This is a genomic window from Desulfovibrio subterraneus (genome assembly GCF_013340285.1).
Lineage (GTDB): Bacteria > Desulfobacterota > Desulfovibrionia > Desulfovibrionales > Desulfovibrionaceae > Halodesulfovibrio > Halodesulfovibrio subterraneus.
In genome coordinates this window covers 78,802-102,803 of the sequence record NZ_BLVO01000016.1, presented here as the reverse complement: position 1 = coordinate 102,803, position 24,002 = coordinate 78,802, and the positions used below count along the sequence as shown (strand labels likewise).

General features: G+C 56.5%; 24 protein-coding genes. 15 read left to right on the top strand and 9 right to left on the bottom strand.

What is annotated here, in order from left to right; genetic code table 11:
- Positions 1-38: 38 nt before the first annotated feature.
- On the bottom strand, positions 39-917 hold the full coding sequence (locus HUV30_RS14865; protein WP_174406295.1) for a substrate-binding periplasmic protein: 879 nt from the start codon (positions 915-917) through the stop codon (positions 39-41).
- Positions 918-1,102: 185 nt separating this feature from the next.
- On the opposite strand from HUV30_RS14865, the gene HUV30_RS14860 reads away from it, so the two are divergent.
- The gene (locus HUV30_RS14860) at positions 1,103-1,543 is read left to right on the top strand and encodes a 2-thiouracil desulfurase family protein (RefSeq protein ID WP_174406294.1); all 441 of its coding nucleotides are present in this window, start codon (positions 1,103-1,105) and stop codon (positions 1,541-1,543) included.
- Between the two features lie 903 nt (positions 1,544-2,446).
- On the opposite strand, the gene HUV30_RS14855 is transcribed toward HUV30_RS14860, so the two are convergent.
- Positions 2,447-2,917, bottom strand: coding sequence for a FlxA-like family protein (locus tag HUV30_RS14855; protein WP_174406293.1), 471 nt, complete (start codon positions 2,915-2,917; stop codon positions 2,447-2,449).
- 169 nt (positions 2,918-3,086) lie between these two features.
- Here HUV30_RS14855 and HUV30_RS14850 point away from each other — a divergent pair, with 169 nt between their 5' ends.
- Complete coding sequence (locus HUV30_RS14850; RefSeq protein ID WP_174406292.1) at positions 3,087-3,260, top strand: hypothetical protein; 174 nt, start codon at positions 3,087-3,089, stop codon at positions 3,258-3,260.
- A 100-nt stretch (positions 3,261-3,360) separates the two neighbouring features.
- Here the strand turns inward: HUV30_RS14850 and HUV30_RS14845 are convergent, their stop codons facing one another.
- Positions 3,361-3,948 (bottom strand): flavodoxin family protein, encoded by a 588-nt coding sequence (locus HUV30_RS14845; protein ID WP_174406291.1) that lies wholly within the window; start codon positions 3,946-3,948, stop codon positions 3,361-3,363.
- A 207-nt stretch (positions 3,949-4,155) separates the two neighbouring features.
- On the opposite strand from HUV30_RS14845, the gene HUV30_RS14840 reads away from it, so the two are divergent.
- Entirely contained in the window at positions 4,156-5,865 is a 1,710-nt protein-coding gene (locus HUV30_RS14840) for a Na+/H+ antiporter NhaC family protein (RefSeq protein WP_174406290.1), read from the top strand.
- Between the two features lie 165 nt (positions 5,866-6,030).
- Positions 6,031-7,992 (top strand): sensor domain-containing protein, encoded by a 1,962-nt coding sequence (locus tag HUV30_RS14835; RefSeq protein ID WP_174406289.1) that lies wholly within the window; start codon positions 6,031-6,033, stop codon positions 7,990-7,992.
- Positions 7,993-8,157: 165 nt separating this feature from the next.
- Here the strand turns inward: HUV30_RS14835 and trpS are convergent, their stop codons facing one another.
- Positions 8,158-9,150: a tryptophan--tRNA ligase gene (gene trpS, locus HUV30_RS14830; RefSeq protein ID WP_174406288.1), complete on the bottom strand. Its 993-nt coding sequence runs from the start codon at positions 9,148-9,150 to the stop codon at positions 8,158-8,160.
- 27 nt (positions 9,151-9,177) lie between these two features.
- Complete coding sequence (locus tag HUV30_RS14825) at positions 9,178-9,840, bottom strand: site-2 protease family protein (protein WP_174406929.1); 663 nt, start codon at positions 9,838-9,840, stop codon at positions 9,178-9,180.
- Positions 9,841-10,073: 233 nt separating this feature from the next.
- On the opposite strand from HUV30_RS14825, the gene HUV30_RS14820 reads away from it, so the two are divergent.
- A complete protein-coding gene (locus tag HUV30_RS14820) occupies positions 10,074-10,586 on the top strand; it encodes an Lrp/AsnC family transcriptional regulator (protein ID WP_174406287.1) in 513 nt (170 codons plus the stop codon).
- 83 nt (positions 10,587-10,669) lie between these two features.
- Here the strand turns inward: HUV30_RS14820 and HUV30_RS14815 are convergent, their stop codons facing one another.
- Both HUV30_RS14815 and HUV30_RS14810 read right to left on the bottom strand, forming a co-directional pair.
- Entirely contained in the window at positions 10,670-11,575 is a 906-nt protein-coding gene (locus HUV30_RS14815) for a M23 family metallopeptidase (protein ID WP_174406286.1), read from the bottom strand.
- Positions 11,576-11,660: 85 nt separating this feature from the next.
- Complete coding sequence (locus tag HUV30_RS14810) at positions 11,661-12,413, bottom strand: tRNA lysidine(34) synthetase (protein ID WP_174406285.1); 753 nt, start codon at positions 12,411-12,413, stop codon at positions 11,661-11,663.
- A 516-nt stretch (positions 12,414-12,929) separates the two neighbouring features.
- Between HUV30_RS14810 and HUV30_RS14805 the strand changes: the two genes are divergently transcribed.
- The 9 genes from HUV30_RS14805 to HUV30_RS14765 all read left to right on the top strand — a co-directional run bounded on the left by HUV30_RS14805 (position 12,930) and on the right by HUV30_RS14765 (position 21,912).
- Positions 12,930-14,258, top strand: coding sequence for a DUF4340 domain-containing protein (locus HUV30_RS14805; RefSeq protein ID WP_174406284.1), 1,329 nt, complete (start codon positions 12,930-12,932; stop codon positions 14,256-14,258).
- 60 nt (positions 14,259-14,318) lie between these two features.
- On the top strand, positions 14,319-14,543 hold the full coding sequence (rpoZ, locus tag HUV30_RS14800; protein WP_174406283.1) for a DNA-directed RNA polymerase subunit omega: 225 nt from the start codon (positions 14,319-14,321) through the stop codon (positions 14,541-14,543).
- 9 nt (positions 14,544-14,552) lie between these two features.
- A complete protein-coding gene (gene dnaJ / locus HUV30_RS14795) occupies positions 14,553-15,677 on the top strand; it encodes a molecular chaperone DnaJ (RefSeq protein ID WP_174406282.1) in 1,125 nt (374 codons plus the stop codon).
- 1 nt (position 15,678) lies between these two features.
- Positions 15,679-16,161 carry a cyclic pyranopterin monophosphate synthase MoaC gene (gene moaC / locus HUV30_RS14790; RefSeq protein ID WP_174406281.1) on the top strand — a complete coding sequence of 161 codons (483 nt, stop codon included), beginning with the start codon at positions 15,679-15,681 and terminating at the stop codon, positions 16,159-16,161.
- Between the two features lie 245 nt (positions 16,162-16,406).
- Positions 16,407-17,645: a histidine--tRNA ligase gene (gene hisS / locus HUV30_RS14785; protein WP_174406280.1), complete on the top strand. Its 1,239-nt coding sequence runs from the start codon at positions 16,407-16,409 to the stop codon at positions 17,643-17,645.
- Positions 17,646-17,707: 62 nt separating this feature from the next.
- A complete protein-coding gene (gene aspS / locus HUV30_RS14780; protein ID WP_174406279.1) occupies positions 17,708-19,528 on the top strand; it encodes an aspartate--tRNA ligase in 1,821 nt (606 codons plus the stop codon).
- A gap of 290 nt (positions 19,529-19,818) precedes the next feature.
- Positions 19,819-20,694 carry an RHS repeat domain-containing protein gene (locus HUV30_RS14775; protein WP_174406278.1) on the top strand — a complete coding sequence of 292 codons (876 nt, stop codon included), beginning with the start codon at positions 19,819-19,821 and terminating at the stop codon, positions 20,692-20,694.
- Between the two features lie 626 nt (positions 20,695-21,320).
- On the top strand, positions 21,321-21,644 hold the full coding sequence (locus tag HUV30_RS14770; protein ID WP_174406277.1) for a hypothetical protein: 324 nt from the start codon (positions 21,321-21,323) through the stop codon (positions 21,642-21,644).
- On the top strand, positions 21,637-21,912 hold the full coding sequence (locus tag HUV30_RS14765) for a hypothetical protein (RefSeq protein WP_174406276.1): 276 nt from the start codon (positions 21,637-21,639) through the stop codon (positions 21,910-21,912). Before HUV30_RS14770 ends, HUV30_RS14765 begins: the two co-directional genes overlap by 8 nt.
- A 161-nt stretch (positions 21,913-22,073) precedes the next feature.
- Here the strand turns inward: HUV30_RS14765 and HUV30_RS14760 are convergent, their stop codons facing one another.
- Together HUV30_RS14760 and HUV30_RS14755 are read right to left on the bottom strand one after the other, a co-directional pair.
- Positions 22,074-22,979: a PP-loop family protein gene (locus tag HUV30_RS14760; protein ID WP_174406275.1), complete on the bottom strand. Its 906-nt coding sequence runs from the start codon at positions 22,977-22,979 to the stop codon at positions 22,074-22,076.
- A 65-nt stretch (positions 22,980-23,044) separates the two neighbouring features.
- Entirely contained in the window at positions 23,045-23,272 is a 228-nt protein-coding gene (locus HUV30_RS14755; RefSeq protein WP_174406213.1) for a MoaD/ThiS family protein, read from the bottom strand.
- 296 nt (positions 23,273-23,568) lie between these two features.
- Here HUV30_RS14755 and HUV30_RS14750 point away from each other — a divergent pair, with 296 nt between their 5' ends.
- A complete protein-coding gene (locus HUV30_RS14750; protein WP_174406274.1) occupies positions 23,569-23,937 on the top strand; it encodes a response regulator in 369 nt (122 codons plus the stop codon).
- The last annotated feature ends 65 nt before the right edge of the window (positions 23,938-24,002 follow it).

The following is a 24,002-nucleotide window of genomic DNA, read 5'->3' as shown; positions in this document are numbered from 1 at the left end:
CAAAAGACAACGGAGTCCACCGGAGCAGGAAACAAGCCCTACCGAGAGACAGCCCCCGCTTCACCAAGATCGTCGGGCGTGAGAAAGCCGAACCGGAGTTTGATATCCTCTATGGTGCCATCCTGCTCCATCTCTTCCAGTGCCTTGTCGAATTGTGCCAGATGCTGTTCCCACTGCGGACGTTTACGGGAAAACATGGCATGCACGCTCCGCACATCCATCTGAGGAGTGAGAAAACGCACGTTCTGTATACCATCTTCCAGAGTGGGGTTGGATTTGAGCATGAAGATGGCCAGATACTTGTCGATGGTGATCATATCCACACGGCGTCCAAGCAGCTTGCGCAGATTCAGCAGGTCGGAATTGGTTTCTTCCTTGTGCAGCACGGCGGCCGAATCAAATTCCGGCGTATTCACGTATCCCCGCACAATGCCTATGCGGTAGGGAACAAGGGATTCAATCGTACCATTCCACGAGGCGGACGAATCGTACCGCGCGCACAACACCAGAGGACTATGCGCATACGGACGGGAAAGGCCGAACTCCTCCGCTCTCTCCCTGCTGTAATACGCACTGTAAAGGACGTCGAACTGACCGTTGCGCACCCCTTCCACCGCCCTGTTCCACGGCATGAAATGAAACGTGGCCTTGAATCCTGCACGGCTGCACGCTTCTTTGATAATGGCAGTGGTGAACCCCTTCTCCGGCAGAAACTCTCCGGCATACGGTTCCCAATTCACAGAGACAAAACTGAGTGTTGTTTCATCCTCGCTGAGCCCTGTCCACGGTGTGCTGACAAGAATGACCGCCAGCACACAGAGCATGGCAATCCCCCTGCCTGCCTTGCTGCAGAATTCACGCAATCCTGTGCGGAAGAAATCGCCCATCATCCGGTGTGTTTGGTCTGCATTGCACATGAGTGGTCCACCTGTCTTCCCCTGTTCAGGATAATGAATGCATGCACGCAATGCCGGAGCAATGATTAACTCCCCGCTGTTTTTCTGCCTGCCGAAGGACACCCGCTTGCACCTTGCGGCGGCTGAAGGTACGAATACACGGTATTCGAATTATACCCGCCTACTATGCGCAGAGAGGAACCGCAATGCCGGAATATGTTGTCAGCGCCTGTCTTGCAGGCTGCCATTGCCGATACGACGGCAATTCCACACCTGATGAGCGCGTTATGCAGCTTGTGCGCGAAGGCCGGGCTCTGCCCGTGTGTCCGGAGCAGCTCGGCGGCCTGCCCACCCCGCGTCCGCCCTTTGAGCTGAGCAACGGCAGGGCCATGGACAGTGACGGCACGGACATTACCGCGGCAATGCTCAAGGGTGTGGATGAAGCCATGCACCTTGTGCAACTTGCCGGTTGCACAAAAGCGGTACTCAAGTCCCGCTCCCCTTCGTGCGGTTTCGGCATCATATACGACGGCACGTTCTCCGGCACCCGCATTGCGGGCAGCGGCCTGTTCGCAGAGCGCCTGCATCTGGCCGGAATTGCAGTCGTAACCGAAGAGACCATGCCCTCAGATACCGCACACGCGTAGCCACACCCGGGCATCCCCGCTCAGCCCCATTCTGCCTCCGGTATATCCGGCAAATCCGGCTCATCTTGCCACAGATGGTGTGCCGTATGGTTCTGCACTTGTGCAATTGCACAAGTGCAGCCCGCCCCCTCACTTATTTGTGCAATTTGTTGCGCAATATATTGCACAAGCAATTCTCTTCAATTTTCCATAAGCGCATAACGCCCTGTGATATAACACTTTCAAAACTTGGCACGGCTCATGCTATATGAGAGTCAGCAACGGCAAGTATCCAACAGGACCTGCGAGCAACACATAAAACGGTATGCAGGTCCAGAGAATAAGCGGTTGCCGGAACGTGATGCCTTTTGTGGCAGAAGGGTTTCACGGGAAAGACAACCGAATAACGCTAGGCTTGAACGTATTCCTCACACGTTGGTTCGAACAGGGGAGTGGCAAGCTCCCTGACAGTCAGTGTGCATTCTTTTTCCCCCTTTGAGGGATGCACACTGAACCACCACGGTAACGCCCGAGTCTGCATCCCTACTGCAGACAACAGCGAAAGACAGGTTGACCCCTGGGTCGAACGGACCTCCTCCTCACCGTTCTGCCCGCCCGATCGACAGGATCACACAGAGCGGGGCTTCAACGCGCGAAGCCCCGCCCAGAATTAAAAGCCGCTATTGCGGCATACGATATATAGACGATAACGCGAACAACAGACGAACTCCTCATAGCTTCTCTTTCTCATGCCTGTTCACAAGTTGCTGCATCGCCCACTGCAACAACTCCCCCTTTGAAAAAGAAGACCTCCTAAGCGCGCAGCCCGATCCGAAAGGACCGGGCTGCCTGCTTTTGGAGGTCTGAAAATGTCGGTTACACACCTGATCGCCATGCAGGTGCGTCGCCCGTCATTGAGTCTTCTTACTTTGAGAGCGAATTGCCAAAGCCCTGTGCGCGCGTTCCGCCGCCCAGAGAGAGGCCCTGCGCCTTGAGCTGCTCTTCCTGTGCCTTCTGCAGCTGGGTCTGCAACTGCATCAGCTCACTCTGCTTCATCTGAAGCTGCTTGGCCTTTTCTTCGTCAGACAGGGTCATATCATTCTGAAGCGTCTTGATCTCTTCCTGCAGCTTCTGGATCTGCTTCTTGATGCGCTCGATCAGCTGATCCTCAGCGGAGGACGAATCCTCTTCGCTGCCGGAAGCGGCCGCTGTTCCACCCTGTGCCTGAGCCACGGCCATGCTGCGGCCCTCTTCCGAGATGCTGACGGTGTCACCTTCCGTCCCGGCAGAGATATTTGCAGAGGTGCGCTTGGGTTGCGCTTCCTGTGTTTCTTCCACTCGCAAGCCTTTTCCCAGCTCGCTGTAGTGATGGAATACGGTGCCGTTTATCTGCATGTGGCCCCCTTGCGGTAACAGTTGCAAAACATTCTGCACTGCCTATCGGCCCCTCTTAAGATTTCTTTAGGTGACCGCTCACTCCCTTTTGCAACTCGCTTCTTCCGTTGACACAGCTGCCTGCGGACCGTACCTTCAGCACCACTACATGACCTACCAAGGAGTGCGTATGGCCAAGGAAACACCCAACTTTCTGGTCCGTGGAATACTCATCGGCGGCGCCCTGGGTGCCTTTGCCAACTTTGCCGGACTGCTGGACAACCTGCCCCGCGCCATAGCCCTTGGCATGGTTGCCGGGTTTTTTGCAGGCATTACTCTGGCCCGCAAACACAAGAACAAGTAGCCCGACCACCCTATCCGCTAAAACAGAAACCGCAGACTGCTCAGGCAGCCTGCGGTTTTTCCGTGTATTGCGGCAGGGGCAAGCCCCGAAGGGCCGGTGTCTAGTCCTTGCCGGCGGCAGCAATAGCCTTCATCAGCCACGCCATGGTCTCGCCAAGGTTGACCATGTTGCGCATGCCTTCGTCATCTCCTGTCACCTGACCGGGGGTCAGCCCGTACCCCATATTCCAGTAAGTGGAACCGGGAATGATCATCTGGCTGATCTGGAAAAAGTGATTCATGGTGTCGAACACGTGTGTTGCTCCGCCACGGCGCACGGCCACGACAGAAGCCCCCACTTTGCGGCGCAGCTCCGCCCCGTTGCTCAGGGTCACATATCCGGAACGGTCGATCAGGGCTTTCATGTCGGCGGTCACGTCCGCAAAATAGGTGGGCGAACCGAGAATGATGCCGTCTGCCTCGCGCATCTTCTGCACGTAATCGTTCAGACCGTCCTTCTTGATGGCACACTTGCCGTCCTTGCGCTCACGACACTTCATGCAGGCTATACAACCCCGAAGCCCCGTGCCGCCAACCTGAATCATCTCCGTTTCAACCCCGGCTGCCTGCAGAGGTTCGAAAACCTTGAGAATGAGTTCTTCCGTATTGCCCCCCTTACGGGGACTGCCGTTAAATGCAACAACCTTCATGTGCTTCCTCCGGATATGGTAATTTCTTCTACCAAACATATTCCACGGTACACACGAATGCACAAGTACCCACTTTTTTGTCTCGTAGGCACAGCCTGCATACAAGGTTACCATGAGTATCCTGACAGGTTGCATAAAAAGCGTATTTCCAATAGGAACTACTGCGGTGTCATTCAAAAAAATACGGCACCAAGGGAGTTTTTCATCATGAAATCGCGTTATTGGGCAATTCTCTCCACTCTTGTGGCACTTCTCTTTACGGCGCTGCCCGCTTTTGCAGCGGATTCCAGCCTCGGCCCCGCAAACGCCGCACGCTTCGGCTTCTGGACACTTGTTCCCCCGCTGGTCGCCATCACACTGGCCTTCATCACCCGCAACGTTGTTCTTTCACTCTTCCTCGGCGTGTTTTCCGGCGCCATGCTGCTGGAAACCAAAGGCTTCAATCTGTATGACGGCATGATCGACTCTTTTCTGCGCGTTTCCCGCGAGGTGCTCGGCTCTCTGGCCGACCCGTGGAACGCCGGTATCGTTCTGCAGTGCCTTGCCATTGGCGGGCTCATCGCTCTCGTATCCAAAATGGGCGGTGCACGCGCCATTGCCGAGGCACTTGCAAGAAAGGCCAGAACGCCGCGCAGCTCGCAGTTCGTCACATGGCTCATGGGCCTTTTCATCTTCTTCGACGACTATGCGAACTCGCTGACCATCGGCCCCATCATGCGTCCTGTTACTGACCGCATGCGCGTTTCCCGCGAGAAGCTGGCCTTCATCATCGACGCGACCGCAGCGCCCATTGCGGGCATTGCCCTCATTTCCACATGGGTCGCATACGAAGTGGGTCTCATCAAGGACGGTTTTTCCGCCATCGGGCTGGAAGCCAACGCCTACACCTCCTTTGTGGAGACCATTCCCTATCGCTTCTACAACATCTTCATCCTGCTCTTCGTGCTCGCCGGCATCATGTTCATGCGCGAATTCGGCCCCATGCTCAAAGCCGAACGCCGCGCGCGCCGTGAAGGCAAAGTGCTGGACGACAACGCCAAGCCCATGGTTGCGGACGAAGCCACCGACCTTGAACCCGAAGAGCACGTGGTGCCCAGCATCTGGAACGCCATCATCCCCATCGGCACGCTGATTGCTGCGGCCTTTCTCGGTTTCTATTTCAACGGCTACCACTCCATTAACGGCGGAGACAACGCCGCCCTTCAGGCCCTGCTGAACGAAAGCCCCATGAGCTTTACCGCCATCCGCGAATGCTTCGGCGCATCCGATGCTTCCGTGGTTCTGTTCCAGTCGGCGCTTATAGCGGGCATTGTTGCCATGACCATGGGCGTTGCCAAGCGCATCTTCTCCGTTGAGCAGGCCATCGGCACCTGGGTGCAGGGTGTGAAATCGCTGAACATCACGGCGGTCATTCTGCTGCTGGCATGGTCCCTTTCCGGCATGATCAAGGAACTGGGTACCGCCGCATGGCTGGTGAGCGTGCTTTCCGACTCCATGCCCGCCTACCTGCTGCCCTCCATCATCTTCATCATGGGTTCCATCATCTCCTTTGCCACCGGCACCTCCTACGGCACCATGGGCATTCTCATGCCTCTGGCCATTCCGTTGGCATGGGCCATTGCACCGGAACATGAATACCTTATCCTGAACATCGGTGCCGTGCTTACCGGAGCCATTTTCGGCGACCACTGCTCACCCATTTCAGATACCACCATCCTTTCCTCCATGGGTGCCGCAAGCGACCATATCGATCACACGCGCACCCAGCTGCCCTACGCCGTCACGGTTGCGGCCATGGCCGTTCTGTGCGGCTACCTGCCGGCAGGGCTCGGCCTGCCTGTGGGCCTGACCCTTCCCCTCGGCTGCGCGGCCGTTATCGCCCTTGTGTACTTTGCGGGCAAAAAGGTCGAAGCCTGAACCGCAATGGAATAGCATATCCGCAACGAAAAGGCCGAGGTCAAATGACCTCGGCCTTCTTTGCATCAAATAGATGAAAGCCGGTCCGTTAACCACAAATTACTCATTGGGGCTTTTGCCGTTGCATGGCATACTTAGCTCTGACTCCACACTATCGAGGGACCCATGCGAATTGATGCATCCTCCGTACTGACCGCTCTCACCATCCTGCCGCTCTTGCCAACGTCAGTTCTGGCAAGCGCACCTTCAGCCGCGCAGAGTCCCCCTCCGGCCTCCGTTCCTCTGTTTCCCGTCACCGTTGCCCTGTGGCTTCTGAGCGTATTCATCGCATGGAGGCTTGGATGCAGACGCGCTTCCCGTCACGCGCAGCCACCGGCAACCTGTCCGGAGCAGAACAGCAATCAGAACCCCGCCTGCAACCAGCTGCCTGAGCAGGATCGCGGCTGCGTGCAGGCATGGCTGGAAGCACGCGAACTCAGGTCGCTCATGGATCTTGCGCAGGTTGCCATATTCCGCTCTTCCCTTGACGGGACCCGTTTTCTCTACCTGAACAAAGCGTGCGCCGAGCGGCTGGGATATGACGACCCGGAGCAACTCCTGCAGGACGGTCAGCCCGCAAGCTTTTACTCGGACCCCTCCGTTCGCAAACAGATAGTGGAGCTGTTGCAGACAAACGGCCGGATAGACAATTTTGAACTCGAATTCACCGCACGCGACGGGCGCAGCCGTCAGGCACTCATGACAGCCACCGTACACACGGAGGACGGCTACATACAGGGTGCCGTTATGGACATCACGCAAGGAAAGGAGGCTGAACGACAGCTACGGCACAGCCACACATTTCTTCAGACCCTGCTTGATGCCCTGCCCACGCCGATTTTTTTCAAAGACCCCGCAGGCCGGTACCAGCTTCTCAACAAAGCGTTCGAGACCCAGCTCGGCCAGAAGGGTCAGGAGCTGCTCGGCAAGAGCGTATTCGACATTGCACCCAGACATCTTGCAGAAAAATACCACGATATGGACAGAGCCCTGCTGGAATCGCACGGCCCCGCCATTCAGCAATACGAATACTCCATCCAGACCAACGAGGGCCTGCGCGAAGTAATGTTCAGCAAAGAGTCCATGTTTGATGAAAACGGAACGCTGCTGGGCCTTGCGGGAGTCATCATGGACATCACCGACCGCAAGCGCATCGAGAATTCACTGCGCCGTGCCGAAGAACGCTACCGCGCTCTTTACATGAACGCGGCGGAAGGTATTTTTACTGCCACCGCCGACGACAAATTTATCGGGGTCAACCCGGCAATGGCACGCATGTTCGGTTATGATTCGGCACCGGGTATGACGTATCAGGTCACGAGCATTGCCACACAACTTTTCGCTGACCCTGAACAGCTGGAAATACTCAAGAAACGCATTATATCCGAAAGGGTCGTAAACGGGTTTGAAGCACAGGTGCAGCGTCAGGACGGTGAGGTCTTCTGGGTGGGAATCAGCGCGCGCGGCGTATTCGGCATAGGCGACCGGCTTGAGCGCCTAGAAGGGCTGATTATGGATATATCCGCCCAGAAACAGGCCGAGGAGCAGCTGGCACTCATGGTTATAACTGACCCGCTCACAGCCATTGCCAACCGCATAGGATTCAATAAGCGGCTGGAAGAAATGCTCCAACAGGCAAACCGCTCCGGATGCCAGATAGGGCTGCTGTTCATCGACCTGGACGGTTTCAAGCCGATAAACGACAGCTACGGTCATCAGGTTGGTGACTACCTTTTGCAGCAGGTCTCAAGAAGGCTTGACCGCCGTCTGCGCAGCTCGGATATCGCTGCCCGCATGGGTGGCGACGAATTCGCCGTGCTTCTCTGGGATGTTTCTGGCCCCGCCGCAGTGGAACGCATAAGCCGCGAACTGCTTGCCCATCTGCTCTCCCCGTACGATTGCCAGATAACGGAATGCTCCATCGGTGCCAGCATCGGTGCCAGCCTGTATCCGCATCACGGGACCACGGCAAGCGAGCTGCTCAGCGCGGCAGACAGTGCCATGTATGAAGCCAAGCGCTCTGGCAGCCAGCTTTGCTTTGCCCCCCTGCCGGAAAAACATGCAGAGCATGACGGGCAGGCTGAATAAGGCAATGCAGAACGCATCCGCCCCGCAGGCAGCAGATCAAGCCACATATGGCCGGAACTTTTCGCCGCACGGCTGACCGGATTGCAGCGGGCTATGCCCACCCATTGAGCATGAAAAAGGCCGGCGGAGTTACTCCGCCGGCCTCTTCATTCATATTGCGTAAGACTAGAAATCGAAATGGAAGTGCTTGCGCACGCCTTCCATGGTCTTCTGCGCCTCCACACGGGCGCGCTCAGTTCCGTGATTGATGATGTCCCGCACCATGTCGGGACGGGCATCCAGTTCGCGGCGGCGCTCATGTATGGGAGCAAGGAAGCGCTCCATGGAAGTCAGAAGGATCTTCTTGCAGTCCACGCAGCCGAGCGTGGCGGTGGTACAGCCCTGACAGATTTCCGCCTGCGTGGCTTCATCCGTCATGAGCACATGGTAGGGGAACAGGTTGCACACCTTGGGGTCGCCCGGATCAGTCTTGCGCAGACGGTTCTGGTCGGTGAGCATGCCGCGCACCTTGGGGGTGATCTCTTCCATGGATTCGCGCAGGTAGATGGAGTTGTTGTAGCTCTTGGACATCTTGCGTCCGTCCAGACCGGGGAGCTTTGCTTCCGGAGTCAGGCGGGCCTGCGGTTCGGGGAAGAAATCTGTTTGATACAGGAAGTTGAAGCGACGGGCGATTTCGCGGGTCATTTCAACATGCGGCAACTGGTCCTGTCCCACCGGCACCCACTGGGGGCGATACATGAGAATATCGGTTGCCATGAGCACGGGGTAGCCGAGGAACCCGTAGTTACCAAGGTCCTTGTTGGTGATCTGGTCACGCTGTTCCTTGTAGGTGGGACAGCGCTCAAGCCAGCCGAGGGGCGTGATCATGCCGAAAAGCAGGTTCAGTTCGGAGTGTTCCTTGACCAGAGACTGCTGGAAGATGACGCACTCTTCGGGGTTAAGACCCGATGCCACCCAATCCTTCACCAGTTCGGGAACAAATCCCTTGATACGGGCGGGTTCGGCATAGTCGCTGGTCAGGGCATGCCAGTCGGCGACAAAGAAGAAGCAGTCCATCTCCTTCTGCATTTCCACCCAGTTCTTGATAACGCCGAAATAGTGGCCGAGATGCAGCGAGCCCGTGGGCCGCATGCCGGATACCGTGCGCTGTCTAGTCATCAAAGTCCTCCAGAAAGAATGTCGGCATCAGCGGATGCCGATGAGAGCGGATATGAGATCTGCCGAACCGTCCACAAGGGGCCAGACAACCTTGCCCAGAAGGCCGGATGCCAGCAGAATCATGACAACGATAAGCCCGTACCGTTCGATCTGCAGGTACTTGTACGCCATGTGGGGCGGCATGAAACCAGCTGCGATCTTGCTGCCGTCAAGCGGCGGAATGGGCATGAGGTTGAACCAGCAGAGCGTAAGGTTTATCCACACGCCGGTTGCGCACATGGCCAGCAGAAACTCCTGCACGCCTCCGGGCATCAGCATGCCGGAACCGGCAAGGCGGTAGCCCATGGCAAATAGAATGGCGAGCAGGAAGTTGGCCGCAGGTCCCGCCACCGACACAAGCATCATTCCCTTGCGCGGATTACTGAAATAGCGGGGATTCACAGGCACCGGCTTGGCCCAGCCTATGACAAAGGGGCTGGTCAGCGCGGTGAGAATGAACACCAGCGTGCCCATGGGGTCAATATGCGGCAGCGGGTTCAGGGTAAGGCGGCCAAGGCTCTTGGCTGTAGGATCGCCATGCTTCCAGGCAACCCAGCCGTGGGCCACTTCATGACAAACCATGCCGAGCAGCATGGGAATCAATGCGACGGAGATCTTCCGGACGCTGAGTGCGAGATCGAGATCGAACATGCTTGCGGCTACCACGAAGACTCGGGCAGGGCAAGAAAAAGCCTCAGACGGGTGACAATGAAACGCCGGTCCGGCGGGCATTTTGCCATCTTTCCGCCTGCAACAGAGCCGGTATGTATCCGCGCCTGCATGCGCCTCTGCAATGACCGCAGTGTAGAAAAGTGGCCGGACACTCCCGCCTGCCGTTACCGGCATCTTGACCTTTCCACGACCTGCGAATATTTGATGGTTTCATGAAGTACAAAACCCTGCCCAAGATACAAATCGACGAAAAAAACAGGCGCATTCTGACTATTCTTCAGGAAAACGCCCGCATATCCAACGCGGAAATTGCACGCCAGCTCGGCATGACCACCTCCGCCGTGTTCGAACGTATCCGCAAAATGGAAGAACGCGGCATCATCCGCGGCTACTCGGTTCAGGTAGAACCTGCCGCACTGGGCCTGCCGCTTTCAGCCTTTGTGAGCGTAAAAATCACGCCCCACCGGCTCGCGCCCGAAGTAGGCCAGGCCATCTCTGCCATTGAAGGGGTGGAAGAGGCCTATCACATGACCGGCGAAGAATGCTTCATAGCCCGCATCCGCTGCAGCGACACCGATTCGCTGGAACGCATTCTCATGGAGATAAATGACATCGAGCCCGTGTTCGCCACCCGCACCATGATCATTCTGCGCAGCGCCAAGGAAATTTCCGGCGCCCTGCTCTCTTCGGTTGTAGGGGAACTGGCTGCCGACGAAGGCGCCTGATTCCCGCCCCCCTGATAAAAAGAGCTGAAGCCCCCGCCGGATTATCCAGACGGGGGCTTCAACATGCCTAGGAAGAAATTTGACTAGTTCAGTATGTAGCGCATGGGGTTCACGCACACACCGCTCACGCGCACTTCATAGTGCAGGTGCGGTCCGGTGGAGCGTCCGGTATTGCCCATGTAGCCGATAAGTTCACCACGGGTGACACTCTGCCCGGCCTTGACCACGAAGCGCTGCATGTGGGCGAAGCGGGTATCTATACCGTCGCCGTGGCTCACGACAACCACGTTGCCGTAGCCGCCGTCCACACCGGCAAAGGAAACCACGCCCTTGGCGGAGGAATAGATCGGCGTACCCTTGCGGTTGGTAATATCGATGCCCTTGTGGAATTCGCGGCGTCCGGTAAACGGAGAACGGCGCATGCCGAAGGGGGAGGAAACCCAGCCCTCGGTCGGCCAGATGGAGGGGGTGGATGCGAGCAGCTCGCGGTTCTCGCGGAAACGCTGCATCAGCTCCTGCTGCTGCACTTCCTCAAGCCGGACTTCTGTGTTCAGCTGATTGAGGAAGCTGTGCATCTTGCGTGCAAGCAGCTCCTGACGGTGAATGGGAAGATAACTTTCTGAAAAATCCTTGGAGCGGGAACCGCCCATGGCAGCTGCCGTGTCGCCCTGATCCTTGTCCAGATTGATCATGACGCGCAGCTTGGAGTCGAACTGCTGAATGCGCTGCAGATCGTTCTGCACGCTCTTCAGCTTGTTCGCCATGCTGAGGATCTGGTTATTCTGCTCCTCAACCGTCTTTTCGGCCGAGGCGTACTCCTGAGAAAGCTTCTGGTAGCTGGTGTAATATTTCCAGAAAACAACGTTTCCGGCCGCAAATGTCAGAAAAATGCCGAACACCAGCACACATAGCCATCCACGCAAAAATAATTTTTTGCAATGACCTTCGTTTTCTCTAAAGATAACTATGTGATACTTGCTAAACAGCATTCTTCCGCTTCGCTCTTCTACACGATTCCATCAGGAAATTCAGAGCCCTATAGCAAGGACAATCCTCAACCAATTCTCCGCTTCTTTACTTTGCTTTGCCATCCAGTGTCAAGCCCAGCTGCCAACGGGTCAAGGCATTGAAAACATTCTGCCTTAGCCCCTTGTTGCGCGCAGCCATCTCCCAGAAGTCATCCATGACCTCCTTGCGGCGGGAATCGGAAGCGGACGGACAGGGGTTGCTCCACAGGGGCAGCTCCCACTGGCGAACACAGCGATTGATGACCGACTTCTCGACAAGCATGAGCGGGCGTATGACCATGAGGCGCCCGCCGAAGAAGGCTTCCTTGATGGACATGCCGCGCACGCTGCCGCCCTCGTACAGGTTCATGAAGAAGGTACCCACAAGGTCGTCCGCGTTGTGCCCGAAGGCAAGATGGGTGAGATTGTAATCTCGGCAAAGCTCGAAAAGGCGGGTACGGCGCAGCATGGCGCAATAGAAGCAGGGTGAATTGTTCCTGTTTTCCGGCGAATGACCGCGCGCACCGTGGTCTGTCACTTCCACATGATAGGAAATACCCCGCTCCTGCAGCCACGGCACAAGGGGGGCGTGGCTCTCCGGATCAAAACCGGGGTTCAGGTGCAACGCCATGATCTCGAAGGTGAACGGCACGATTCTGCGCCTGTGCAGCAGGGTCTGCATAAGCACCCAGCTATCCATGCCGCCGGACATGGCAACGCCAATCCGCGCACCCGGATAGATCATCTGCGTGGACTGCATGAGCTTACCCGCGCTGCTTATGCACTGCTTTTGTGCGTATGAAAGTTTTTCCCGCGCCATATTCATTCCTCTTCGCAAAAAGTCTTCAGCGATACGTTCCGGTTAATGGTTCTGCAGGCACTTCGGCGCACCCGCCTTCAGCACTCCCCTTCACCCGCTGAAGCGCCCGCATACCCTTCTTCACTGCGGTACGCAACCGTTCACCGGAAAAAGGAGCTCCCTGTTTATTGACACAGAACGACCGCAAGAGTATGCTGCGCAGCTTGGCATATTGCGTCCTTTTAACCTGTTGTTATTTTTGACCCACTGCCTCCGAAACCAGACCGGCTTCGGGTGCGGAACCAACTGCATGCACGTGCGCCCTCTGCCACAGAGAATGCTTTGCGTGTCATAACGGTCCGGACGCATTATGAGTATTGCAGCCTTGCCAATCAGGAATCTCTCCCTCAGGATCAAGGCGCTTTTTGTTTTTTTACGGCAGATACGGCATTTGAGCACCGGCCTACCTACACAGGCCTGCCGGATCATCAACAGATATGCCGGAAACCGCAGCGGCGACAGGCCAGCATTATATATATGAAGCGACGCATTGCCATATTTCTGGCCCTGCTGATCCTCGCAACCGGACTAGGGCTGGGAATCCATCAATGGACGAAGCGGGGGGTCATCCTTATCGGCGACCCCACATGGCCCGGCCTGAGCCTGAAATCGCTGACGCGCATTGAACTCAAGTCGCCTGCGGGCAACTCCCTGTTCAGCCGCACTGCCGAAGGATGGTTCATCATGCCCGTCAACGGCACGGCACCCATCCGCGCCAACGAGGCAAGGCTGAAAGGCCTTCTGGACACCATCGGCCACACGCCGCCGGTTTCTCACGTGGGCCGCTTCACGAGACGCGAAAAAAGCAGCTTCGGTCTGGACAACGACAACACCAGCATTACCCTAACGGGCAAGGATGTCTGGGGCATAGTAATAGGCGCCGACGGCCCGGCTCAGGGAACCGTATACGCACGAAGCTCCCTGCAGGGGGACCAGGTGGTGCTGGTTACCAACCAGTACAGAAATCTTTTCAACAAGCCGGAATCGTTCTTTCACGATCTGCGGCTTGTCAGCGCCACCGAACCTGAGGACATTACGCGCATCAGCGCAGAAGGGCCGGGTACCGGCGTTTGGGAAATTTCCCGCACGGGCGACATGTTCATCTTTTCTGCTCCGGAGCAGTTGACACGGCATTCCGTGGCGCAGGCCAAAACAGCATTGTATCTGCACACGCTGGTCAACGCCCGGGCAAGGAACGTGGCCATCGAGCCACAGGCCGCCTTGCCGCCCCGCTCGCTCAAGATTTCCGTATGGACCAAGAAGTCTGCGGCTCCGGAAACCATTGAGCTGTACCACGACGGATCGGACGGCAAGGTCTTTTTATGCCGCCTCTCACGGCAGAACGTGCCTGTGGAGGTAGAAGCGGAACTGGTGGACAAGCTCAATGCTTCGGCCTTTGCGCTACGCGAAAAGCCGGTGCTGGAGGTTGACCTGGGCCAGACGGAAGAGCAACGCTTTACCGTGCGCCGGAACGGCAAGGTCAGAGAATACACGGCACTGCGCGCAGCAGACGGCTGGCACGACGGGGCATCGGGCAAGGAACTGACCGGACTCGATGTCATCATGTGGCGACTCGGTTCGCTGCAGTTTGTAGACGCCCCACGCAAGGAACTGCCCGCCGGAGCACGAAACTTGCTGACATGGGAATTTTCCGGCCCCGGCCGGCATACGCTTGCAACGGTGAATTTTTTCTCCGATCCGGTATCATCCGGACGGTGCTGGATACAGGTTGAAGGCGAAGATATCTGGTTTCCGGCAGAACGCCTGCTGCTTGACGATCTCATGAGCAGGCTGCCCGCACTCTAGCGGAACACACAAGAGAACAACGGAAAACGCTTCCGTTCATTTCAATACAAGGAGTCAAACATGGCCCGTATTACCGTAGAAGATTGCCAGAAGCACATAGGCAACCGCTTCCTGCTGGTTCAGATGGCTATCAAACGCGTTCAGCAGTTCCGCGAAGGCTACAAGCCCCTCGTGGACAGCAAGAACAAGGAAGTCGTGACCGCCCTGCGCGAAATCGCCGCAGGCAAGGTTCTGCCCGACAATATGGAATGGTATACCCACGAAGAAACCAAGACCGCCGAGTAACAGGGAACTATGAGCCAGCGTGACTACTACGAAGTGCTGGGCGTAGGCCGAAGCGCATCGCAAGACGAAATCAAGAAAGCCTACCGCAAGAAAGCCATGGAGTTCCATCCGGACCGCAACCCGGACAACCCCGAGGCCGAAGCTTTGTTCAAGGAAGCGGCGGAAGCGTATGACGTCCTGCGCGACGCCGACAAGCGCCAACGCTACGACAAGTTCGGACACGCGGGAGTCAGCGGTAACGGCTTCGGCGGTGGCGGCTTCCACAGCGCAGAGGATATCTTCAGCCAGTTCGGCGATATTTTCGGCGATCTGTTCGGCTTTTCCATGGGCGGCGCATCCAGAGGCCCCCGCGCTCAGGCGGGATCGGACCTGCGCTACAACCTGAATATCAACTTCCGGCAGGCAGCCAAGGGCGACGAAGTCACCCTCAAGATCCCCAAGCGGGTCACCTGCACCGAATGCGAAGGAACAGGAGCTGCCCCGGGAACCAAGCCGGAAACCTGTTCGCGCTGCAACGGCCGGGGTCAGGTGCGCCAGAGTCAGGGACCTTTCTCCATCTCCATGCCTTGCCACGCCTGCAGCGGCACCGGCCAGATCATCTCCAATCCATGCCCCCGCTGTCGTGGCGCGGGCATAGTGCAGGAGACGAAGGAACTTTCCGTGCGTATTCCCGCGGGTGTGGATTCCGGCAACCGTCTGCGCCTGCGCGGCGAAGGCGAACCCGGCATTCATGGCGGGCCTCCCGGCGACCTGTATGTGGTCATCACCGTGGAGCAGGACAAGACCTTCCGCCGTCACGGGCAGGATTTGATCGTGACCCGCGAAATCTCCTTCGTGCAGGCCTCCCTTGGCGACCGCATAGAAGTGCCCACCCTTGATGATCCCATCACGGTGGAAATTCCCAAGGGTACCCAGAATGGCGAGATTTTCCGCATGCACGACTACGGCCTGCCTTCACTGGGCTACGGCTCCAACGGCGACCTGCTCGTCGAGATCGTGGTCAAAACGCCCACCAAGCTGAGCAAGCGGCAGGAAGAACTGCTGCGCGAATTTGCCCAGCTGGAAGAAGACAAGCCCATGACCAAGGCAAAGAACCTGTTCAAGAAAGTCGGCAAGGCCATGGGAGTGGACTAGCATGAGCGATCAGGATTTTTCCCACATGAGCGCGGACGGCTCCATCACCATGGTTGATGTGGGCCACAAAAACGACACCCGCCGCGTGGCCATAGTGCGCACGGTGGTTGAAGTTTCTCCCAGCACGCTGGACCTGCTCAAGCGGCAGGCCCTACCCAAGGGCGACGTGCTCACCACCGCCAAGGTTGCGGGCATTCTCGCAGCCAAGCGCACGTGGGAACTTATCCCCCTCTGCCACCCCCTGTTCCTCAGCTATGTGGATGTGCGGTTCTCCATTCAAGATGAAACCTGCCAGATTCATATAGAGGCCGAAGCACGCACGACCGGCCAGACCGGCGTGGAGATGGAAGCGCTTGTCGCCGCCCAGACAGCCGCCATGACCATCTATGACATGTGCAAAGCCGTACAGAAAGATATTGTCATCCGCGACTGCCGCCTCGTCTACAAGGCCGGTGGCAAGAGCGGAGAATTCCGCGCGGAATAGCCATTCCGTTTCGGAACCGGACAAGGGCAAAGTGCTAAGGGCCTGCTCCACATGGAGCGGGCCCTTGGTATTTCGGACTATGTTTACAGTTTTGACAATTACCGCCCGTTGGACTATTCAGTGCTGTTTCTGCGTGATGCTGCAGGCACAAGCCTGACAGCGCGCACCAACCGCCCGCCGGACAGCATTCATCCCCAGCATTTGCCGGGTGAAGGCAACGGCAGACCAATCTTCGAGATAGCGACATGAGCAGCGTACAAAAGATCAAGGGTTTTGCCGACATGTTCTCGCCGGACAGCGACGCCTTCACCTTCATGGAAGGTATCGGACGCGAGGTGTTCGGCAGCTTCGGCTACACGGAACTGCGCACCCCCATTCTGGAGCGCACCGAACTGTTCAAGCGTTCCATCGGTGACGAAACCGACGTGGTGCAGAAGGAAATGTACACCTTCGACGACCGCAAGGGCCGCTCCCTGACCATGCGTCCGGAAGCCACCGCAGGCGTCATGCGCGCCTACATCGAAGCCAACATGCATGCGCAGGAACAGGTGGCCAAGCTTTTCACCTTCGGCCCCATGTTCCGTTACGAACGCCCCCAGAAGGGCCGCATGCGCCAGTTCCACCAGATCAACTGCGAGTGCCTCGGACCGGTTGAGCCCCACGCGGACGCCGAAGTCATCCTCATGCTGATGACCTTCCTCACCCGCATCGGCCTTACCGACCTGTCGCTGGAAATAAACTCCCTCGGCTGCCGCGAGTGCCGTCCCAAATACAACGACGCGCTCAAGGCCTTCTTTGCCAAGCTGGACACCTCTGCCCTGTGCGAAGACTGCCGCCGCCGCATGGATACCAATCCCCTGCGCGTGCTGGACTGCAAAGTGCCCGCCTGCAAAGAGCTGACGAAGGATGCACCCACCATTCTGGAACACAACTGCCCCGAATGTGCCGACCACCACGCCAAGGTGCTGAGCGTGCTCGACCGGGCAGGCCTCAAATACATCCAGAACGTGCGCCTTGTACGCGGACTGGACTACTACAACCGCACGACTTTTGAAGTTGTTTCCGGCTCCATCGGCGCACAGGCTTCCGTTGCCGGTGGCGGCCGTTACGACGGTCTCATCAAGCAGCTCGGCGGCCCCGACGTACCCGGCATCGGCTTTGCCTGCGGCATGGAACGTCTTGCGCTCATGCTGGGCGAACGCGCAGCAGCACAGCCCGACTTCTACATCGCCGTGCTGGACGATAATGGCCTTGAGGTTGCGCTCATGCTCGCACAGGCGCTGCGCGAAGCAGGCAAGGTGGGTGAACTCGCCTTTGCCGCCAAGTCCATGAAGGCGCAGATGCGTCAGGCCAGCCGCAAGAACGCCCGCAAGGTGCTCATTCTCGGCGGCGACGAACTGGCAACCAGCACCGTCGTGGTCAAGGACATGGCCTCCGGCGAGCAGGTTTCCGTGCCCATGGCCGAGATTGTTGAACATATATAAATAATCATAACACCATAAACATATTACAGGACAGACTGTCCGCACGTCATGAGGATATGACAATGAGCGACCAGATTTTGGATATTCAGCAGGAACACCAGCAGTACATAGAGCCCCTTGGTAACTGGGTTCGCACCCACAGTTGCTGCGAGCTGAATGCCAATAATATCGGCGCGGAAGTCTGCCTTATGGGCTGGGTGCAGTTCCGTCGTGACCACGGCGGCCTCATCTTTATCGACCTCCGCGACCGCGCCGGGCTGACGCAGGTGGTTTTCAGCCCCGATTTCAATGCTGATGCGCACAAGACCGCGCACATTCTGCGCACGGAATACGTGCTGGCAATAAAGGGTGTTGTGCGTCACCGCCCCGATGGCATGACCAACGCCACCATGGTGACCGGCGAAGTGGAAGTGTATGTTTCCGAATGGAAGCTGCTGAACACCGCCAAGACCACCCCTTTCCAGATTGAAGACCGCGTGGATGCTTCCGAGAACCTGCGCCTTGAATACCGCTATCTCGACCTGCGCCGTCCCAAGCTGGCCAGAAACTTCATTCTGCGCAACCGTGCAGCACAGTCAGTGCGCCGCTATCTGGATGAGCTGAACTTCCTTGAAGTGGAAACCCCCTGCCTGACCAAGTCCACCCCTGAAGGTGCGCGCGACTTCCTCGTGCCCAGCCGCGTGAATCAGGGCATGTTCTACGCGCTGCCGCAGTCTCCCCAGATTTTCAAGCAGCTGCTCATGGTTTCCGGCATGGACCGCTACTACCAGATCGTGCGCTGCTTCCGTGACGAAGACCTGCGTGCAGACCGTCAGCCGGAGTTCACCCAGATCGATATTGAAATGAGCTTCGTGGATGAACTGCAGGTGCAGACCATGGCCGAAGGTCTTGTGAGCCGCGTGTTCAAGGACTGCCTCGACGTGGAGCTTACCGCTCCCTTCGTGCGCATGACCTACGATCAGGCCATGGCCGATTACGGCGTGGACAAGCCCGACACCCGTTTCGATCTGAAGCTGAAGGAAGTGACCTCCATCTTCCGCGAATCCGAGTTCAAGGTGTTTGCCAAGGCAGAGATGGTCAAGGCCATGCGCGTGCCCGCTGGCGGCGAGCTTTCCCGCAAGGAAATCGACGTCTTCACCGAGTTCGTGAAGATCTACGGCGCACAGGGTCTGGCATGGATCAAGATCAAGGCCGACGAATGGCAGTCTCCCTTTGCCAAGTTCCTGTCCGATGCCGAGAAGCAGAACCTGACCGAGACCCTTGGTCTTGAAGTGGGCGACATCATCTTCTTCCAGGCCGGTGCACCGGATATGTGCAACAGCGCGCTGGGCAACCTGCGTCTGGAAGTGGCAAAGCGCTTCAACCTCATCCCCGAGAACACCTTCAACTTCCTGTGGGTGACCGACTTCCCGCTGTTCGAATACGACGCGGACGAAAAGCGCTATGTTGCCTGCCACCACCCCTTCACCGCCGTGCAGGTGGGTCAGGAAGCCCTGATGAAGGAAGATCCTGCCAAGGTTAAGGCCCGTGCGTACGACCTCGTGCTGAACGGCAGCGAAATCGGTGGCGGCTCCATCCGCATCCATAACCGCGCCCAGCAGGAATACATGTTCGACGCGCTCGGCTTTACCAAGGAAGAGGCAGACAAGCAGTTCGGATTCCTCATGGAAGCCTTCGAATACGGCGCACCGCCCCACGGCGGCATCGCCTTCGGCATGGACCGTCTGGTCATGCTGCTCACCGGCTCCCCGTCCATCCGTGACGTTATCGCCTTCCCCAAGACCCAGAAGGCAACCTGTCTGCTCACCGATGCACCTTCCGAAGTCTCCGCGCGCCAGCTGCGCGACCTGAGCCTGCGTCTGCGCGAAGTGAAGCAGGATTAGTACAACCGAGCCTCATAGCTGAGAATACGAAGCCCCCGTCCGCAAGGACGGGGGCTTTTTTGTCATAAAGCGATGGGAACTCAGTCGCTTGGTGCAGGTTGGCAACGTGCGCTGCGAGTACACGCCGGAAGGTTCCCTCTGCCGCCGGATTCGCTCGCCCCGGCAAGGTGATGAGACCACCTCCTTTGCCTATGGCGCAGACACCCGGCTGGACAGTGTTGTCCTGCCTGATGGTACGCAGATTACCTATTACTACGGCTCTGCACTCGGTCCGGTGGAAAAGCACATAAATGGTGCTGGCCGAATCCTACATCTGGAAGGATGCCTTGCGTCTCGGCGCATGGATAGACCACACCAGCGGCACCCGCTGCCTGTTCCACTACGAATCCGGTCACAGCCCCGTAGCTGTTACCATGGAGCATCCGCAGGGTGCCGCGACCTATCGTCTCGGATTCGACCAGATAGGCTCGCTCAAGCTGGCGGTGCTGCCGGATGCCAATGGAGGCAAGTTGATAAAGGAAATGGCATATGATAGCTTCGGGACTATGCTGAACGACTCCAATCCCGAGCTATTCCTGCCAGTTGGCTTTGCCTCCGGCCTTGTGGACCGCCACACGGGATTCATCCGCTTCGGCTACCGTGACTATTCCCCCGAGCTGGGCCGTTTTACCGCCCTTGACCCTGCCCGCGACATGCGCGGCGACGGCGATCTGTGGGATTACTGTGTGGATGATCCCATAAACTGCGTTGACCCGTGGGGGCTGAAAACCAAGGGGGTTGGAGTTGGATTTTCCGCCAGTGGTTTCGGTTTTGGCGCAGGAGCCGGTGCAATGGTTGTGAAGGATGATAAGGGAAATTGGGGTGTTGAGTACTATGGAGACTACGGCGCCTCTTCCGGCTTTGGTGTTTCTGGGGAAGCCTCATATCAAGCAACCACGGCGAAAACGATCAAAGACCTTGCAGGAAAATCACAAAAGATAGGAGCAAGTTATCAATTGCCGATTCCGGGAGTCCCATCTTTGGGAACAGAAAAAATCCAAGGGGCTGGCTATACTGGCGAAGGATATAGTCTTGGTGTTGGCATAAAAGCACTCCCAATCCCAATGGAGGTGCATGTGAAAGAAGAACAGAGTCGTGTGAAGGAATTTGGTTCTTCAAAAGAATAAACATAAACGATATGGCGCGCGATGTTGCCGCGCGCCACAATACTATATGAAAGCATACCAAACATAATACATTGCTATTGGTGTTTTTTGGATTCTACATTCTATTTTTACTTTGATCGCAGGAATAGCACTTGTGATACATGGCGAAGTGCTTGGCGTAGCACTCTTGCTAGTCTCATGCGTAACATTCCTGATCTCGAGATCCATTGGATATATTGTTTCTATTTCATCTGATGGCATCCTATCAAGAAATATTTACGGGACAACAATTTTAAAACTAGACAACATCAAGAGTATTACATTTTCAAGCTACTCTTTTTGTCCAGAAATGACACATATGAATATATATACAAAGTCAGGATTAAGATATTATGGAGGGATGGTTAAGATTGAATATGCAAAAAAAGAGATTGGCAATCTTGATCATGTAAAAAGAGTAGCATCCACATTTTCAGAATTTAAATATATTCGTTTATAGTGATAATTTATTAAACGATGACTGTGTTTTGCAAAGTATTGCATCGCTTATTGGCATTGTGCTTGCTCATCACTCATCAGCATGCTCCCTCTTGTTTTTTGACCCCGCCCGCGACACACACGGCGATGGCGACCTGCGGGATTACTGTGTGGATGATCCGATCAACTGCGTTGACCCGTGGGGTTTAGAGGGAGAGGCTGCCAACTCTGAAAAGGATACTCTTTGGAATAATCCTGCCTCAAGAATCTTAAAGAACCAGTTAGCGAGTACTGTTATAGGCGCCGGACGAGGCTTTGTATCGGGAGGAGGGACTGGTGCTGTAATTGGTGGAGGAACAGGATTTATTTCAGGGACAATAAGTGGTGTAGCCAAGGAGGTTCCTGTTGTGAAAAAAGCGATAACACAGCTCAAAACGGACGCAGCTATAATAGGTGCGCATAGAGCAGAATGGGAAGGAGATATGCTTGAATAGTCTGTTTATATATGAATATTTTCCATACCTGCTTTTTGCGCTGCTTGTCCTCCTGCTCTTCCTGTTTTCTAGGCTCCTTGACGCTCGCTTCGGGAAGACCCGAAAAAAGCGTTATAAGCGGGCGGTAATGGAAGTTCTGTACGGACTTGCCGCAGTGCTTTCCTGGCTTGCAGGTGGAGACATTATTCTACTCGGGGTACAGGGAGGTGTATTTTTGCTAATCGGGCTACTGCGCTATGCAAAGTTTGGAAAGCTACCTTCGCTTTAATCCCCGAATCTTACTACGCGGCGCATGAGCGGTTTACCCAACAGGTCGATGGAATATAAACGAATTCCAGACGCAATCCAGTTGCATCATATCCCCAAACAAAAAGGCAGGACTGCTCATGCAGCCCTGCCCTTCTTTTAATCGTATGACTAAGTATCCGGCTATTTCCGCTCGGAGACGGCATCCTTGATGCGGCACACACCGCAGACCTCTGCGGAGGTAGGATAGCCACAAGAGGTGCAGGGAGCGAGAGAATCGCCAGTAAGGGCCTCCTGCCGCTGGAAAGGTGCCTTACCCTTCTCAAGGAAGCCGAGGTAGAAGGCGAGCTTGCGGCCGGGCATTTCTTCTTCCAGATCGGCCCACAGCTTCTTGTAGGAGGTGAAGCTGGCGCCCTTGGAATACGGACAGGGAGCGTAATGGTAGGGAATGCCCTGCAGGAAGGACCAGTTGGCCGTTTCGTATTCGGAAAGGCGGAACAGGGGCTTCACCTTGCGGGCAAAACCGTTCTCCGCTTCCAGCATGGGGCCCTGATCGCTCAAGTAGCCCACGTCCCAGCGCAGCACGTTGGAGAACAGGCGGGCTATTTCGTCATCAAGGTTATGGCCGGTGGCCAGCACAGTGTACTTTTCGTCCAGTGCAACCTTGTTGAAGAAGTAGCGCTTGATCTTGCCGCAGGCGGAACAGATGGGGCGGTTGAGCCGTGCCTTCACATCGGGAATGGCAAGGCCTTCTTTGGCCATTTCCTTGACGATAAGGGCAATGCCGTGCTCCTCGCAAAAGCGTTCCACTGTGCCACGGGCAAATTCCGAGCTGTTGGGAATGCTGAGATCAATATGCAGGCCGGTTACATCGTAACCAAGGCGCTTGAGCACGAGGATGCAGGCCAGCGAATCCTTGCCGCCGGAAAGGGCAACGAGGATGCGGTCTTCCTTGGTGAACAATTTTTCAGAATGAATGCCGCGTTCAACCTGACGGGTGAAGAACAGGTCGAAGCATTCGGCGCAGAAACCCGTGTTATGGCTGGGCAGCGCGACGACTGCGGGCACTTTGCAGCGTTTGCATTTCATGAAAACATCCTTGGGGTTTGGTTCATGCGGCTCCCGTGGTGATGGGAAGCCGTTCCGGTGCGCTTCTAGCCGCTGGAAACCACGGTACGCACGGTAACCTTGTCACCATGCTGCAGCTTCAGGTCCGGAGTGAGCAAGCCGCCGTCGCGGATAACGAGCACGGTGGTGGGGCGAATCTGCAGCTGACTGAGCATCTGCTGCACGTTCTTCACCTGCATCACGCGGGTTTCGTTGGCCGGTTCGAGGGTTACAGTCACCCCGTACGGGGCTGGTTCATAAGTCTGTTCAGACATGATGCGTCCATTTGACTGAGGGTTCGTTGAAGGGGGCAGCGCAGGCCAGACCGCGTTCTGAAGCGGACTGATGCGCCACTGCCTCATCCGTGAGGGCAACTTACGCGAATCCCCGCAATTCGCAACCGGCAAGCACTCGTGCAACTTTTTCAAGGATTTGTCCGTGCCTGCTTGTCACGTTCCCTGTCCTGTAATACTATATGGTATCCAGCGAAAATAATTGCCGGGATCTCCCGCTGCTGTTGTTATGCTCACTGCAGACTCACTCGCTGAACCGGGCTATCTTGGAGGTGTCCATGTCCAGCAAGAAATTACTCGTCGTTGATGACGAAAAGCATATCCGCATGCTGTATCAGGAAGAGCTTGAGGCGGAAGGGTATACTGTCGCGACCTCCGACGGACAAGAGAACATTCTTGCTGTCATAGCCCGTGAAACCCCGCGGGTGGTTATTCTCGACATCAAGCTCGGACCGGACATTTCCGGCCTTGACCTGCTGCAGCAGATACGCAGCAAGGATCAGGACCTGCCGGTGATTCTCAGCACCGCATATGACAGTTTTCAGCACGATCTCAAATCCATTGCTGCGGACTTCTATGTCGTGAAATCCGTGGATCTTACCGAACTCAAGCTGCGCGTGACTCAGGCCATGGCCAAGAATCCCTGAGGCGCTGCGGCTCCGCAATCCATGAAAGTGTGTGACACTACGGGGTGTCTGATGGTTGGTATCGG

Coding starts and splice junctions, on each gene's coding strand:
- HUV30_RS14865 (WP_174406295.1), bottom strand. CDS start 917: ATGTGCAATGCAGACCAAACACACCGGATGATGGGCGATTTCTTCCGC.
- HUV30_RS14860 (WP_174406294.1), top strand. CDS start 1,103: ATGCCGGAATATGTTGTCAGCGCCTGTCTTGCAGGCTGCCATTGCCGA.
- HUV30_RS14855 (WP_174406293.1), bottom strand. CDS start 2,917: ATGCAGATAAACGGCACCGTATTCCATCACTACAGCGAGCTGGGAAAA.
- HUV30_RS14850 (WP_174406292.1), top strand. CDS start 3,087: ATGGCCAAGGAAACACCCAACTTTCTGGTCCGTGGAATACTCATCGGC.
- HUV30_RS14845 (WP_174406291.1), bottom strand. CDS start 3,948: ATGAAGGTTGTTGCATTTAACGGCAGTCCCCGTAAGGGGGGCAATACG.
- HUV30_RS14840 (WP_174406290.1), top strand. CDS start 4,156: ATGAAATCGCGTTATTGGGCAATTCTCTCCACTCTTGTGGCACTTCTC.
- HUV30_RS14835 (WP_174406289.1), top strand. CDS start 6,031: ATGCGAATTGATGCATCCTCCGTACTGACCGCTCTCACCATCCTGCCG.
- trpS (WP_174406288.1), bottom strand. CDS start 9,150: ATGACTAGACAGCGCACGGTATCCGGCATGCGGCCCACGGGCTCGCTG.
- HUV30_RS14825 (WP_174406929.1), bottom strand. CDS start 9,840: ATGTTCGATCTCGATCTCGCACTCAGCGTCCGGAAGATCTCCGTCGCA.
- HUV30_RS14820 (WP_174406287.1), top strand. CDS start 10,074: ATGAAGTACAAAACCCTGCCCAAGATACAAATCGACGAAAAAAACAGG.
- HUV30_RS14815 (WP_174406286.1), bottom strand. CDS start 11,575: ATGCTGTTTAGCAAGTATCACATAGTTATCTTTAGAGAAAACGAAGGT.
- HUV30_RS14810 (WP_174406285.1), bottom strand. CDS start 12,413: ATGGCGCGGGAAAAACTTTCATACGCACAAAAGCAGTGCATAAGCAGC.
- HUV30_RS14805 (WP_174406284.1), top strand. CDS start 12,930: ATGAAGCGACGCATTGCCATATTTCTGGCCCTGCTGATCCTCGCAACC.
- rpoZ (WP_174406283.1), top strand. CDS start 14,319: ATGGCCCGTATTACCGTAGAAGATTGCCAGAAGCACATAGGCAACCGC.
- dnaJ (WP_174406282.1), top strand. CDS start 14,553: ATGAGCCAGCGTGACTACTACGAAGTGCTGGGCGTAGGCCGAAGCGCA.
- moaC (WP_174406281.1), top strand. CDS start 15,679: ATGAGCGATCAGGATTTTTCCCACATGAGCGCGGACGGCTCCATCACC.
- hisS (WP_174406280.1), top strand. CDS start 16,407: ATGAGCAGCGTACAAAAGATCAAGGGTTTTGCCGACATGTTCTCGCCG.
- aspS (WP_174406279.1), top strand. CDS start 17,708: ATGAGCGACCAGATTTTGGATATTCAGCAGGAACACCAGCAGTACATA.
- HUV30_RS14775 (WP_174406278.1), top strand. CDS start 19,819: ATGGTGCTGGCCGAATCCTACATCTGGAAGGATGCCTTGCGTCTCGGC.
- HUV30_RS14760 (WP_174406275.1), bottom strand. CDS start 22,979: ATGAAATGCAAACGCTGCAAAGTGCCCGCAGTCGTCGCGCTGCCCAGC.
- HUV30_RS14755 (WP_174406213.1), bottom strand. CDS start 23,272: ATGTCTGAACAGACTTATGAACCAGCCCCGTACGGGGTGACTGTAACC.
- HUV30_RS14750 (WP_174406274.1), top strand. CDS start 23,569: ATGTCCAGCAAGAAATTACTCGTCGTTGATGACGAAAAGCATATCCGC.